Source organism: Micromonospora sp. NPDC049049 (assembly GCF_040649115.1).
Classification (GTDB): domain Bacteria; phylum Actinomycetota; class Actinomycetes; order Mycobacteriales; family Micromonosporaceae; genus Micromonospora.
Window position 1 is genome coordinate 34,386 of record NZ_JBEZEX010000004.1, and the last position, 13,312, is coordinate 47,697.

Here is a 13,312-nt window from a genome sequence, read left to right on the forward strand (position 1 = left end):
GCCATGCGGATCCGGATCGACGGCAGCGATCTCCCAGGTCAGCGTCCCGGTGCGGAGGCCGACGCGCTGCGGCGGGGCAACGTACACGTCGGGGTTCAGCGCAAGGCCGAGGTGGTCGATCAGGTCCCGGCCGACGCGGCCAGCGCCACCTGGTCCTTCGAGGTGTCCAGCCGTGAGGTCGACGGTGCGCTCGACGTCGGTGGCCCCTGGGTGCACGGCCGCCCCGGGGCGCGGTTTCTCTATCTGAGCTGGGGCGCGGTGACCCCTGACGGCTTCGCCATGTTCCGACGAGCGAAGTTGATGTTCACCGACGTGCCGACCGAGCTGCTGCGCGCTGCCCACGAGGGCAACGGGACGCTGGTCGGCCGGGTCGGGTTGACCGACGCCGCCGGTGAGCCCGTCTGCGCTCGGGTGCACTCGCCCGCCATCGCGTGGACGGTGGAGCGAGTAGCCGACTAGCTGCCGAAGTCGACGCCGCTGAGGGAGACGGAGCGGTACGCGGCGAGGCGTTCGGCCTGCGCGGTGATGGCCCTGCGCGTGGCGTCCGACAGTCGCTGCCACGGCTGGACGGCGACGGTGAACGTCCTGCCGGACTTGCGGGGCCGCCAGGTGCCCACCAGCTCGCCGTCGACCAGGACGGCGCCGGGGCGACCCAACACCGGCCACAGCTCCTTGGCGTGGGTGGCGTCCGGCACCAGCGTCGCCCGGTCCTTGGCCTGGAGGAACAGATCGAACGGGCCGAGCAGCCGGGTGACAGTGCCGTCGGCGGACTCCAGCGCCTCCTCGTCGGCGGCCAGTAGTGAGCGCACCTCACGGTCGACCGTCACCTCGATCACGTCGTCGGGCCAGTGCGCCTTCACGTCCTTCACGGGGGAGTCGAGGTAGTCGGCGACCTGTTTCGGGGTGGCCGGACCGAGCAGGCGAAGATAGGCGCGGATGAGGTCGAAGCGGTCACCCGCCGTGGCTGCCTTCCTGAACCCGGTGATGCGCCGCAGGACCGGGGGTGAGGTGTCGAGCTGCAGCTCCACTCCGGCCCGTACGGCGGCGAGCCGGAACGGCATCTCGTAGAGGTGCGTGGCGTCGCAGGGCCGGCAGAACCGCAGATAGGGCTCGGGCAGCATGGTGGCCAGGCGGCCGGAGACGTCCCCCTTGACCGTGGGCGTGCTGACGATGGCACGCATCCGGTCGGCGATCTCGTCCAGGGCCGCGAGGGTGTCGATGCCGGCGGCCCTCAACGGTTTCGCGGCGTCGTAGATGCGCTTGCCCGCGTCGGCCGAGGAGTTGGGTTCGACCGCCGCCGCCACCTTCGCAACGTCGGCCCGGCGGTAGAGGTGGGGAGCGCCCCGCACCGTCCACAGCAGGACCAGATCGGTGTCGGACAACGCGGTCACGTCGACCCCGCGTACCGCCAGCGCCCACCGCGCGCCGTCCGGACCGGTGTTCTGCACCCCGAGGTCCAGGACGGCGGTGTCGGCGATTGTGCCCTCGTCGCGGTCGAGCTGCTGGGCCCGGACCCGGAAGTTCATCACCTGGTGCCGATCGACCATGTCAGCACCCTAGTTGGGGCGGCGCGCCCGGTGGGTCCAGGCGCGCAGCGCCCATTCGACGGGGCCGTACCGGAACCGCCGTAGCCACCACGCGCTGACCACCAGCTGCCCCGCGAAGATCACCAGTGCGATCAGCAGTGTCTGTGCCGGCGAGGTGCGGCCGACCAGGCCCCACCCGAGGCCGGTGAAGACGAGCACGCAGACCAGCGACTGGGCCAGGTAGTTGGTCAGGGCCATCCGCCCGGCGGGCGCGAACGCGTCCGCGAGGCGCGGCCGCCGCGTGAACAGGCGCAGCAGGGTCGCGGCGTAGGCGGCGGCCAGGAACGGCGCGGTGACGATGCTGACCATCAGTCCGGTCAGGTTCGCGGTGGAACCACCGACCGCGAACACGACCGCGCCGGCCAGACCGATCGGGTACCCCACCTTCTCGCACCGGCGCAGCAGGTCGTGATGGGCGGGCAGGGTGGCGAGGAGCCGCTGCTTGCCGGCGGCGAGGCCGACGAGGAACGCCGCGAACGCCAGCGGCCCCTGCACGGCGAGGCCACCGATCATCGCCGGCATCGACCGAAGATGCTCCAGGACGACATCGTCGAAGCCGCCGCCCAGAGCCAGCGTGGAACGCGCACCGGCGCCGAGCGCGGCGGCCTCGTCCGGAACCAGTGTGGCGCCGAGGACCGCGGCGACCCCGACCACCACGGCGATGCCGCCGATGATGGTTGCCGACGCGATCAGCGCGGTGCGGGGCTCGATCCGCCGGACCGCGAGGAGCACGAGACCGAGCAGCGCGTACGTGGTGAGGATGTCGCCGTGGAACAGCAACACCGCGTGCAGCACGCCGAGAACGAACAACCCGGAGAGCCGGCGCAGGAACGCCGGGCGGAACGCCGCTCCGCGTCGAGCCGCGGAGTCGAGTTGCAGGGTGAAGCTGTAACCGAACAGGAAGGCGAACAGCAGGTAGGCCTTCATCGCGAAGAACAGCTCCACCGCGCCGGCGATCAGCACGTCCGCCGCGCCGTGCGTCGGGTCGTCGACCAGGTGGAAGTCGTAGCCGGAGCTGAAGAACGCGATGTTCACCAGCAGGATGAACAGCAGCGCGCATCCGCGCAGTGCGTCCACGACGGTGATGCGGGCGAGGGTGTCCCCGGGCGAGGGCTGTGGGTGGCCGTCGCCCGGTGGGTCGAGCCGGGTCACATTCATGGTGTCCAGCCTCCGGAGCGCGGCCCGCTGCCGGGAAGTGCTTTCGTCACACGCACCGTCGTGACGAAAAGGCGCCATCCCTACGGCGGGGGAGACGAGTCCCTCCGCGCGGCGATCCGCTCGCCGCGCCGTTCGGCGACGGTGATCTCGGATGTGCCAACGCCCGCCGCTGATGGAGACGACGCCGTGACTCGAACACCGCACACGAACGCCATGCCCGCCCCACCGCCGCCGTCCTGGGCCCGCCGAGCCGGGCACGTGGCGTGGATGGCCCCCGTACTGGGCTTCATCCCACTGCACGTGCCATGGATCCTCGGCATCCCGCTGTTCGCCCATCCCGGTCCGTTCCGCGAGTGGTACCACGGTCGCGGGCCCGGGGTAGGGGACCACCCGGTCGACGGTTTCCTGGGCCTGCCGCCCGGCGCGTTCTACCTGGGCCTGCTGTGCGTCCTCGCCGGGCTCGGCGGCGTACTGGCGCTGGGGCTCATCAAGGACTGGGGCGTGGTCTTCCCCCAGTGGGTACCGTGGCTGCGCGGACGTCGGGTGCCACAGTGGTTGCCGCTGACGCCAACCGTGCTGGGATCCGCCCTGATGATCGGCTACTCGGCGACCCTGCCCTGGCAGTTCGCGGCGGACCTGAGGGAGCCCGGCGAGCAGGACATCTTCACCCCGACCGGCGTCCTGATCGGTCTCCCACTCCTGTTGGCCTGGACGATCGCGTTGCCACTGGCCGGATGGTCCTACTACCGCCGTACCCGTCGGCCGCGACGCGACCGGCGGCGCTGGTCGGCGGCAGTGGATGACCGACCAGCGTCGCCGTCCGCGTGGCCCAGGATCGGGTGACGGTTTCAGGCGACCAGGGAAACCCGCCCGTTGTCCAGGTCGTAGCGGGCACCCACCACCCGCAGCGCGCCCTCGTGCACCTTCTCGGCGATGATGGTGCTGCGTGCGCTGAGCGCCTCCACCTGGGCGGCGATGTTGGCGCGCACCCCGTTCTCCACGGGGTCGCCGGGCTGGTTCAGCACCGGCTCGACGATCGGGCGCAGGGCGTCCACGATGGTGCCGATGTGCCCGGGCGCCGTACCGCCGCTGTGGATGGCGTCGATGGTGGCGGTGATCGCGCCGCAGCGTTCGTGGCCGAGGACGACGATCAGCAGGCTGCCGAACTCCTCCACTGCGAACTCGACGCTGCCGAGCAGCAGGTCGTCGACGATGTTGCCGGCCACCCGGTTGTCGAACAGGTCACCCAGCCCCTGGTCGAAGAGCACCTCGGGGGCCACCCGGGAGTCCGCGCAGCCGACCGTGATGGCGAACGGGTGCTGGCCGGCGGCGAGCCGGTGCAGGTCGGACAGGCCCTGGTGCGGGTGCCGGCCGTGACCGGAGGTGAACCGCCGGTTGCCGGCCTGTAGCCGACGCAGCGCCTCCGTCGGCGTGTCGACCGGGCTTTCCGCTGGCGCGGCGGAGGCGGCGGACGGGCTGGCTGCGGCCGCGCCGAGCGCCACGGCGGCGGCGCCACCGGCGGTCAGCAGCGAACGACGGGACAGGTGGGAACGTGCCACGGTCATCTCCCTGAGGTGAGGCAACCGCCTCTTCCTACCAGCTTCCGTCCACATTGGTGGTTACCGGGTGGTGACCAGTGGGCGACGGTGACATCGCCGCCGACAGCACACGGAGTGGCGGACCGCCGAGCGAATTGATCATCGTTTGGACTTCGGCTATCGTCCGCGTCCGTGAAATCTTCCCGTCTTGCTTCCGCCATGTTGATCCTTGCCGTTTCGACGACCCTCGCCGCCTGTGGCGACGCCGACAAGGCGACGACCGCCGGATCCACCACGCCCGCTGCCACCTCCGCAGCCCCGTCCGCGGTGGCCACCTCCGCGGCCGCCACGGCGGCCCCGTCAGCCGCGGCGGGCGCCGCGAGCGACAAGGAACTCTGCGAGGCGGCGAAGAAGGTCAGCGACGAGATGAAGGCCGAGCTGGTGAAGGTCGCCACGACCGGCCAGGACTCCCCGGCGGACTACCAGAAGATCCTGAACGACCTGGACAAGAAGATCGCCGCGGTCGCCTCGACCGGCGACGGCAAGGTGGCCACGGCTCTGCGGGCGTTCGGCGCGGAGGCGGCCAAGGCCGCGGCTGCGGCGGACCCGGCGACCGCCGCTGACAACCCGGCCTTCGAGAAGGCCGGCAAGGACATCTCCGCCGCGTGCAAGGCGGCGGGATTCACGCTGGTCATCTGACCCTCGTGACCGGGTCGCACCGGGTGCGGTGACGGACGGCCCCCACGCCGCAGCGTGGGGGCCGTCGCAATGCGGGCGGTGGTCAGCCGCCGGCGAACGTCGTGTCGACCCCGCACTTGGCGTTCTGGTTGAGGCAGGACTTCACCAGGTCGCCGAGACGCTCCGGTTCCCAGGCGTTCATGAAGTCGCCGTGCATGGATGACGGCTTGCCGGAGGAGAGGCTGAGGCCGTCACCGCCCAGCGACTCGTAGTTGACCATGAAGGAGAGATCCGGAACGGCAACCGGGTACTTGCCGGTGCAGACGCCGTTCACCGGGTCGCCCATGTGCGACTTGTGATCGGGTGAGTCGATGTTCTTGCCGTCCCAGCAGTCCTTGAACACGAGCTGGAAGATCAGGTTGCCGCCGGGGGCGCACTTCGGCCAGTTGCCGTCGGCGCTGCGGCCGATCTCGGCGCTACCCGCGCACCAGAACTGGTTGCTACCGGCGTTCTTCGGGGTGTCCACCTGCCGCTTGGCGTCACCTTCGACCACCCTCAGTCCCGGCGGGAAGGGCTTGACGGTCGACGGGTCCTTGACCCGCGAGCCGTAGTAGATGCGCATGCTCTTGATCGGCACCGCCTTGCCGTCCTTGCGCAGCTCCGGGGTCCAGTAGGCGCTCTTGTCCCCGGGGGCGTTGCAGGTGTTCGCCGCGTCGAACAATTTGTCCGTCGTGGTGAAGGCGTCGATCTTCGGGCCGAAGAAGGTGTGCATGTGCGAGGCGCCAGCGAGACCAGGCAGGACGATCGGATCGTCCGAGGCCGAGTTCGCGACACCGCAGTCGGTGTGGAATTCCGGCACCCGGGTGGTGCCCGGCGGCACCGCCTTCGGCTCCATGGCGTTGAAGGCGGCCAGTTCCTTGCTCCACTGTGCCTGGTCGACGGGCACCCAGCCGCCGGCCGGCGGGCTCGGCGGGACGGACGTCGACGGGGACGCGGACGCTGACGCGGTGGAACTCGGCGTGGCCGAAGGGGCGGCCGATGTGCTCGGCGTGGCCGACGCGCTGGGCGACGTGCCCTTCGCGGGGCCGAACGTGAACCAGTTCAGGTTCACGAAGTCCGACTTCGAGGCGCTCTTCATGACCGCGAAGACGGTCTGCGCACCGGACGGCACAGCTGACGCCTTCGCGGTGACGGTCGTCCACTTCTGCCAACCGCCGGTCTGCGCGATCGGGAAGCCGGCCAGCAGTGGACCGTCCTGCGCGCCGAGGCGCAACTCGACGGTGCCGCCGGCGGCGTTGTGCGAGGCGACCCGGGCCGTCAGGTCGACGCCCGTCACCGACACGCCGTCGAAGCGCAGCCAGTCGCCGCTGGCCAGCCAGCCAACGTTACGGCCGCCGTCGGCGTCGCCGGTGCCCTCGGTCTGCGCCCCGGACTGCGCTGCGAAGGCCTCTGCCTGCACCCGGCCGGGCACGGCGACCTCTTCGGCCTGGGCGCCGGCGATGTAGATGCCGCTGCCGGCCAGCGCGGCGGCCACCGCGGAGGCGAGCGTGATGCGAGTGAGGCGACGACGCTTTCGTGCCCGATCCGGCGGTGCGACGTGCGCGGGGGGAGTCCGCATTACCAGTGGTTTCCTTCGAGTCGACGGTGAAGCTCTGTTGGAAGGAGTATGTGCACGTCAGGGGCCTGCATCAACTCGCGGGAAAAGAATTAAGGAGGCCGGTTGACAAGCGCCCTGGCAGCCGGCGCGACGGCTCCGGATGACAATTTTTCGCTCGTGCAGCCTTAATTTTCCTTTAAGTCCTGCCGCCGGGTTATGGTGCGATGATTACGAATTTTGAGTAACAAATTGTGGGCCAATTCTCGATCTCAGCCGCTGACCGGTTCGACGCGGATGGCCGGCGACAGCGCGCGCAGGAAGTCGGGCGCGTCGAACATCTCGCCGGCGGAGGCGACGCCGCTGGTCCTCGTCCGACCATCGAGGACGCGCCCGACCGCTTCCACGGCCAGAGGCGCGCTGACGGCGTAGATGTCCCGGCCACTGGCCACGACACGGCGGCGCTCGTCGCCGCGACGCACTATGACGTCGACAGTGAACGTCTGCGCGGACCGGCCCCGCCCGTCGACCGCGACCGGTGCCGCCGCGGCGGTCAGGTCGCTGGCGGCGTCGACGGTCATGTAGGTGCGGACCTCGGGGATGACCAGATGACGGGGGATGGTGACGACGTCGGCCATGCTGAACTCCCCGAGGACGCTGCGGCGACCCAGCGGCGCGGGGAAGTCCCAGTTCACCCTCGGCAGCTCCCCACCGGAGTGGTACTCCAACCGGCTGCCGGTGTAGCGGACCCGGCGGCCGGCGCGGCGCTCGCGGGAGACGACGCCCGCGGCGACCGTCCCGGCCGTCGGGTGCCAGCTACTCAGTCCGTACGCGACGTGCGCCTCGTCGGCCGACGTCCAGTCGCCCATCGCCGTCGTCGCGAGCAGGTCACCGAGCCCGCCGAAGAAGGCCATCGCCGGGACCACCGCGACACCGGCGGCCCGGGCGCGCTCAGTGAAGTGGGTGAACGTGTCGAGGTTGGCCTCGATCTCGGCCGCCACGTCCACGTACGGGATCCCGGCGCGCAGCGCGGCCTCGATCACACCGGCGGCGGTCGACGCGAACGGACCCGCGCAGTTGATGACCGCGTCCACACCGGCCAGCGCCGCGTCGAGCGAGGCCGGATCGTCGGCCGACGCCACCCGGTAGCCGGGCCCGAACGCCGCCAGCCGGCGCGGGTCACGGCCCACCGGCAGGGCCCCGAATCCGCGCTCACGCAGCTCCGCCATCACGAACCGTCCGGTGTGCCCGTACGCCCCGAACACCGCCACGTTGTAACCCATCGCTGCCCCCTCGGAAGATCGTCTGGGTCCAGCCTCGCGCAGCGGGCGGCGACCAGCCAGTGTCGGGAACGCCAACCCCCGTACAGTTTCGGACATGACCCTTGTCGCGATCGCCGCCACCGACGGGATGCTGCACTTCGAGCTGGCCCTTGCCTGCGAGGTCTTCGCCCACGACCCTTCCGGCCTGGCCGACCCCTGGTACGACGTGGCGATCTGCGGCCCCCGCCCGGTCCGGGTCGGCCGCTTCCTGCTGGAGCCCGACGACGGGCTGGACCGCCTCGCCCGCGCCGACACCGTGATCATCCCGTCGGTCGAGGACGTCGACGCGGACGTACCCCCCGACCTGCTCGACGCGGTCCGCGCGGCCCACTTGGCGGGCGCCCGGATGGTCTCGCTGTGCACCGGCGCGTTCATGCTGGCCGCCGCCGGGGTGCTCGACGGGCAGCGGGCCACCACCCACTGGGCCCACACCGAGGCGCTGGCCGCCCGCTATCCCCGGGTCCGCGTCGACCCGGACGTGCTCTACGTCGACAACGGCACCGTGCTCGCCTCCGCCGGCAAGGCCGCCGCGATCGACCTGTGCCTGCACCTGATCCGCCGCGACCACGGCTCGATCGTCGCCAACGCCGTGGCCCGCCGCCTGGTCGTGCCGCCGCACCGCGCCGGTGGTCAGGCCCAGTACGTCACCACCCCGGTGCCCGCCCGTGACGACCACCCGCTGGCCACCCTGTTGCCCTGGGCCCTGGCCCGCCTGGACCGGCCGCTGACCGTCGAGGACCTGGCCCGGCAGGCGAACATGAGCTCACGCAACCTGGCCCGCCACTTCCGGGCGGCCACCGGCACCACCCCACTGCTGTGGCTGTCGACGCAGCGGATCCGCCGTGCCCAGGAGCTGCTGGAGAACACCGACGACAGCATCGACGCCGTCGCCGAGGCAGCCGGCATGGGCACCGCCGCGACACTGCGTCGACACTTCCACCGCACCGTCGGCGTGCCCCCGGACGCGTACCGGCGCACCTTTCGGGCCGCCGGGCCGCCGACGGCTGAATCCTGAAGGGGGTGCGCGCGGACGCCGTCGCTCCTCGGCGTCGGGCAGAATGCCAAGCTCCGGCTCCGCCGACGGTCGGGGGTTCCGATGGGCTACAGCCGCGAGTACGTCAGCTGACCGTGCCGCTGCCGCTGCCGCTGCCGCTGCCGCTGCCGCTGCCGCTGCCGCTGTCCGGGCGTTGGCGGGCGAACGCGTCGCGCTCGCCCCAACGGCCGGGGATGTCCAGCAGCGCGATCCGCCCGAACGCGGACGGCAGCGCCGGGTCCACGGCCAGGTGGTCGTCGTGCGGGTTGATCCCGAGCATGGTGCGGAGCAGCAGCATGCAGGCCCCACTGGACCACGCCTGCGGGCTGCCCGCGGTCGGATACCGGATCGGGAACCGGGTGGTGTCCCGGTCGAACCCGCCGAACGCCTCGGGCAGACGACCCTCGAAGTAGGTGGCGGCGGAGAGGATGCCCTCGGCGATGCGGGCCGCCTCGTTGCCGAACCCGTAACGGCGCAGACCCCAGGCGATGAACGAGTTGTCGAACGGCCAGACCGTGCCGTTGTGGTAGCCGAGCGGGTTGTAGCGGCGTTGCCCCTCGGCGAACGTCCGCACACCCCAACCGGAGAAGAGCGCGGGACTCATCAGGTGCTCGACCACCCGGGCAGCCCGCTCCGGTGGCACGATGCCGCTCCACAACAGGTGCCCGATGTTGGACGACAGGCCGTCCACGGGGGTGCCGTCGTGGTCGAGCGCGAGGGCGTAGAAGCCGCGGTCCTCAAGCCAGAAGTCCCGGTTGAACCGGTCGTACAGGGCCGCCGCCTCGCTCTCCAGCCGCTCGGCGTAGGCAGTGTCGCCCCAGAAGGTGCGGGCCAGTCGTGCCCCCCGGATCTTCGCGTCGTAGGCGTACCCCTGGGTTTCGCAGGTGGCCCTCGGGAAGCCCGGCAGTCGACCGTCGGCATAGGAGATGCTGTCCCAGGAGTCCTTCCAGCACTGGTTGTCCAGGCCGGTGACGCGGTTGCGTCGCTGGTACCAGACGTAGCCGGTGGAGGTGAGGTCCGCGTACAAATCGATCCAGGCCAGGGCCGCGCGGGCTTCCTGCTCCAGCTCCATCACCAGCGCGGTGTCGCCGCTCCACCGCTCGTACTCGTCGAGCAGCACCACGAACAGCGGTGTGGCGTCCACCGTGCCGTAGTAGGGCGAGTGCGGCTGTTCCTCGAACGCGGCCGACTCCCCGTAGCGCAGCTCGTGCAGGATCCGGCCCGGGTCCTCCTCCAGGACATCGTCGGTCCGGACGCCCTGCAGCGACGCGAGGATGCGCAGCGTCGGTGGGGTCAGCGACGGGGTGACGGGCAGGGTCTGCAGGCAGGTCAACAGGCTGTCGCGGCCGAACAGGGTCATGAACCAGGGCAACCCGGCCGCGGGTACGCTCGCGCCGCCGAGCGAGAGCGGGGCGAAGCGCACCGCCGCCAGGTCCACCAGGCTGCGGTGGTAGACCTGCTGGAGGCCGACGCTTTCGGTGTCCAGGGTCGGGGCCGCCGCGACCCAGGCCCGCACGCTGGCAGGCAGGGTGGATTCGTCCGGCCGTTGGGCGCGCAGGGCGGCGCGCAGGTCGACGCCGTCCGGACGCAACGCCAGCATGACGGCCTGCAACCGGGTCGACCACTGCTGCTCGGGGCGCAGCCGGACCGTGAACCGGAGGCCGCCCGGATCGAACTCCGCGGGCTCACTCGCCGACACGACGACCTCACGGCGGTAGGTGCCGCGCCGGTAGCCCAGGCGCAACTCGTTCGGGCCGACGTGCGTGTAATACGCGCCGCTCTTGGCGCCGGAGTCGAACTTGATCTCGAAGATGTCGGCGAAGTCGGCGGCCACCTCCAGACGCACGTCGAGCGTCATGTCCCGCTCGCCGTAATTGAAGATCGTCAGCGACTCGGTGAGGTCCGGGCCGATGCGCCTGCGACGAATGGCCGACACGTCGGCCTCCACGTAGTCCACCGCCGCGCCCGGCACCGCGAAGAACGTGACCTCGAAGTACTGGCTGTCGTCCACCGACAGCGCTGTCAAGCACTCGCCGTTGACGGTGAGCCTCCAGCGGGACAGGAAGCGTGTGTCAGCGGCGAAGAGGCCGACCGGGGTGCTCGGGGACGACTGCACGTCGCCGCTGGCGTCGGACACCATGAAGGTGTTCCCGTCGATGCACGCCACGGTGCCCGCGATGTCCCTCATCGGTCACGTCCCACTGTCGGGATCCTCGCGCTGAAGCCGCCCGGGCTCTCGCGGAAACAGTCGCCCGAGGCGCAACGCCAGGGCGAGATCGCCGTCGACCATGATCTCGCCCCGGGTGATCGCCGCGAGCCCGTTCACCTCGCCCCGCGCCATCGCGTCCGCGAGCTGCGCGGACACCCGGATCACAGTGGTGGCGGGGGCACCGCTTCGGGTCACCCGCATCCGGCCATGATCGATGTCCAGCAGCCACTGCTCCAGGTTGCCGTCGTCGCCGATGTCGAATCGCACCCTGCCACAGACCTTGCTGAACCGCGGATCCTGGCCAGCGACCGTCAACCGCTCGAAGAAGGCGCTGGTCTCCGACATCCCACCTCCCCGGACGCTGGTCAGAGCGAATGCCGGCTACCCGCTGCCGCGCACTCCTAACGCCGGTGGTGCCCCTTGTTAGGGTGCGAGCGAGAAGCGGGTCCAGGTGGTCGCGTCGGTGGTGACGAGGACGTGGTCCGGCTCGCCCGTCGACCCGTCGTCACGCCCGAAGAGCCAGGCGTAGCCAGGCGCGACACTGACCGAACCGACGACCCGGCCGTACTCCCGGGAAACAGTGAAGTTTCGTCCATCGTCCCGGCTGACCAGCAGCTGCGCACGGCGGTTGGGTTCGACGCCTTCCCCGGGAATGATGGCCAGCAGGGAGCCGTCCGACCCCACAGTGAGGTCGTAGTGCAGCTGCGCCGGCAACTCGGCGCCGGTGTCCGTCCAGGTCTTCGCACCGTCGGTGGTACGCAGCAGCCGCACCCCGCCAGCCGTCGTCGTCGACTGAATCAGCGCGTACCCTTCCCGATCGTCGAGCCCGACCGCCGTGATGATCACCGCGTCGGCGCCCACCTTCCAGGTGGTCCAGGTCGCCCCTCGGTCGGCGCTACGGGCGACGGTCGCCCCCTGGGAGCCGCCTGTCTGGTACGTGGCCCAGATGCTGCCGTCCGCTGCCGGGTAGAGGCTGAACAGCGAAAGTACCGTGGGCGCCGGGGTGGTGAGGCGGTACACCGTTCCGCTCGACGGGTCCACCGCCAGCGGCTCCGACACCGCATCACAGCCGAATCCGCAGGAGACAGGTCGGGCCGTCGCCGGGAAGGTGGGCACGGCGACGATCGCGGAATCCGCGTCCCGCCAGGTGCGGCCGTAGTCGGTGGAGAGGTGGGCCAGGCCGTAGTCGGTGACCAGGTACGACCGCTCACCGAGCACGGAGAAGTCCATGCTGCTGCTCGGCGTCGCTGCGGCGGTGTCGGCCGCACACCGGGTGCCCTCGAAGCGCGCCGCGTCCCAGTCCGACCAACTGCGGCCGTCGTCGCCGGTGTACGAGAAGCGCACGACACAGCCGTCCTGCCGCACGTCGACCCCGGAGTCGGGCCCGGTCAGCGTGAATTCGCTGAACTGCGCACCTGACGGTGTCGGCGGGTCGGCCGGCGTGCCCCGGTCCGGCTCGACCACCAGCGGTACGACCGTCAGCCCGGCCAGGACGACCAGTGCGGTGGTCACCGTCGCGACCGACCGGCGCCGACGGGATCGGGCAGTGGTGCGCAGCTCGTCGAGGGGTGGCTGCGACACGGCCTCGGTGACGGTGTCGACGTCGAACCCGGAGAACTCACGACCGGACATCGATCCTCCCGGTTTCCGTGGCGTCAGTGTCGGCGAGCAACGCCGCCAGAGCGACCCGGCCCCGCGACAACCGGGACTTCACCGTCCCCGACGACACGCCCAGCGTCGCGGCGACCTCGTCCACCGGCAGGTCGACGAGGTAGTGCAGGGCCAGCGCATGTCGCTGCCCCTCGGGCAGCACTCGCAGCGCGGAGAGCAGGGCGAGGTGCTCCGGGGAGTGGTCGGCGACGGCCGGCGGTGGACCGATGCGGCGCAGCAGCCCGTCGAGCACCCGACGGCGGCGGTACCGGCTGCGGGCCCAGTTCACCGCGACGCGACGCAACCAGGCCTCCGGGTTCTCCAGCTCGGCGAACCGCCCTGGCGCCATCAGTGCTCGCGTGAACGCCTCCTGGACCGCCTCCTGCGCCTCGGTCAGGTCACCGGTCACCGCGTACAGCTGAACGACGAGGCGTCGGAAACAGCTGGCGTAGAGCTCGGAGATCGGATCGCCGTCGGACACCGTCACCCCCCTTCTCCACCACTCCCACCCACGGGCCCGGGAGAAGGTTCCGGCAGCCGGCCA

13 protein-coding genes are annotated in these 13,312 nt (G+C 71.0%); 4 read left to right on the plus strand and 9 right to left on the minus strand.

What is annotated here, in order from left to right; genetic code table 11:
- Positions 1-3: 3 nt before the first annotated feature.
- Positions 4-459, plus strand: a complete 456-nt coding sequence (locus AB0B68_RS06010; RefSeq protein ID WP_357202149.1) for a DUF5990 family protein — start codon at positions 4-6, stop codon at positions 457-459.
- Here AB0B68_RS06010 and AB0B68_RS06015 read toward each other — a convergent pair.
- Complete coding sequence (locus tag AB0B68_RS06015) at positions 456-1,547, minus strand: winged helix DNA-binding domain-containing protein (RefSeq protein ID WP_357202152.1); 1,092 nt, start codon at positions 1,545-1,547, stop codon at positions 456-458. The two genes, AB0B68_RS06010 and AB0B68_RS06015, sit on opposite strands and share 4 nt — an antisense overlap.
- Positions 1,548-1,556: 9 nt before the next feature.
- The gene (locus AB0B68_RS06020; protein ID WP_357258106.1) at positions 1,557-2,744 is read right to left on the minus strand and encodes a DUF418 domain-containing protein; all 1,188 of its coding nucleotides are present in this window, start codon (positions 2,742-2,744) and stop codon (positions 1,557-1,559) included.
- A 186-nt stretch (positions 2,745-2,930) separates the two neighbouring features.
- On the opposite strand from AB0B68_RS06020, the gene AB0B68_RS06025 reads away from it, so the two are divergent.
- On the plus strand, positions 2,931-3,587 hold the full coding sequence (locus AB0B68_RS06025; RefSeq protein ID WP_357258108.1) for a hypothetical protein: 657 nt from the start codon (positions 2,931-2,933) through the stop codon (positions 3,585-3,587).
- A 5-nt stretch (positions 3,588-3,592) separates the two neighbouring features.
- Here AB0B68_RS06025 and AB0B68_RS06030 read toward each other — a convergent pair whose 3' ends face one another.
- A complete protein-coding gene (locus tag AB0B68_RS06030) occupies positions 3,593-4,303 on the minus strand; it encodes a carbonic anhydrase (protein WP_357258110.1) in 711 nt (236 codons plus the stop codon).
- Positions 4,304-4,474: 171 nt separating this feature from the next.
- Here AB0B68_RS06030 and AB0B68_RS06035 point away from each other — a divergent pair, with 171 nt between their 5' ends.
- Positions 4,475-4,981 (plus strand): hypothetical protein, encoded by a 507-nt coding sequence (locus AB0B68_RS06035; RefSeq protein ID WP_357258112.1) that lies wholly within the window; start codon positions 4,475-4,477, stop codon positions 4,979-4,981.
- An 82-nt stretch (positions 4,982-5,063) separates the two neighbouring features.
- Here the strand turns inward: AB0B68_RS06035 and AB0B68_RS06040 are convergent, their stop codons facing one another.
- Positions 5,064-6,578: a DUF1996 domain-containing protein gene (locus AB0B68_RS06040; RefSeq protein ID WP_357258114.1), complete on the minus strand. Its 1,515-nt coding sequence runs from the start codon at positions 6,576-6,578 to the stop codon at positions 5,064-5,066.
- Positions 6,579-6,826: 248 nt separating this feature from the next.
- A complete protein-coding gene (locus tag AB0B68_RS06045) occupies positions 6,827-7,837 on the minus strand; it encodes a saccharopine dehydrogenase NADP-binding domain-containing protein (RefSeq protein WP_357202171.1) in 1,011 nt (336 codons plus the stop codon).
- 94 nt (positions 7,838-7,931) lie between these two features.
- Here AB0B68_RS06045 and AB0B68_RS06050 point away from each other — a divergent pair, with 94 nt between their 5' ends.
- On the plus strand, positions 7,932-8,891 hold the full coding sequence (locus AB0B68_RS06050; protein ID WP_357258116.1) for a helix-turn-helix domain-containing protein: 960 nt from the start codon (positions 7,932-7,934) through the stop codon (positions 8,889-8,891).
- A gap of 103 nt (positions 8,892-8,994) precedes the next feature.
- On the opposite strand, the gene AB0B68_RS06055 is transcribed toward AB0B68_RS06050, so the two are convergent.
- The 4 genes from AB0B68_RS06055 to AB0B68_RS06070 all read right to left on the minus strand — a co-directional run bounded on the left by AB0B68_RS06055 (position 8,995) and on the right by AB0B68_RS06070 (position 13,255).
- Positions 8,995-11,088 (minus strand): glycogen debranching N-terminal domain-containing protein, encoded by a 2,094-nt coding sequence (locus tag AB0B68_RS06055; protein WP_357258283.1) that lies wholly within the window; start codon positions 11,086-11,088, stop codon positions 8,995-8,997.
- A gap of 12 nt (positions 11,089-11,100) precedes the next feature.
- Positions 11,101-11,463 carry an SCP2 sterol-binding domain-containing protein gene (locus tag AB0B68_RS06060; RefSeq protein ID WP_357202177.1) on the minus strand — a complete coding sequence of 121 codons (363 nt, stop codon included), beginning with the start codon at positions 11,461-11,463 and terminating at the stop codon, positions 11,101-11,103.
- A 78-nt stretch (positions 11,464-11,541) separates the two neighbouring features.
- A complete protein-coding gene (locus tag AB0B68_RS06065) occupies positions 11,542-12,750 on the minus strand; it encodes a hypothetical protein (RefSeq protein WP_357258119.1) in 1,209 nt (402 codons plus the stop codon).
- A complete protein-coding gene (locus tag AB0B68_RS06070; RefSeq protein WP_357202183.1) occupies positions 12,737-13,255 on the minus strand; it encodes a sigma-70 family RNA polymerase sigma factor in 519 nt (172 codons plus the stop codon). Before AB0B68_RS06070 ends, AB0B68_RS06065 begins: the two co-directional genes overlap by 14 nt.
- Between the last annotated feature and the right edge of the window lie 57 nt (positions 13,256-13,312).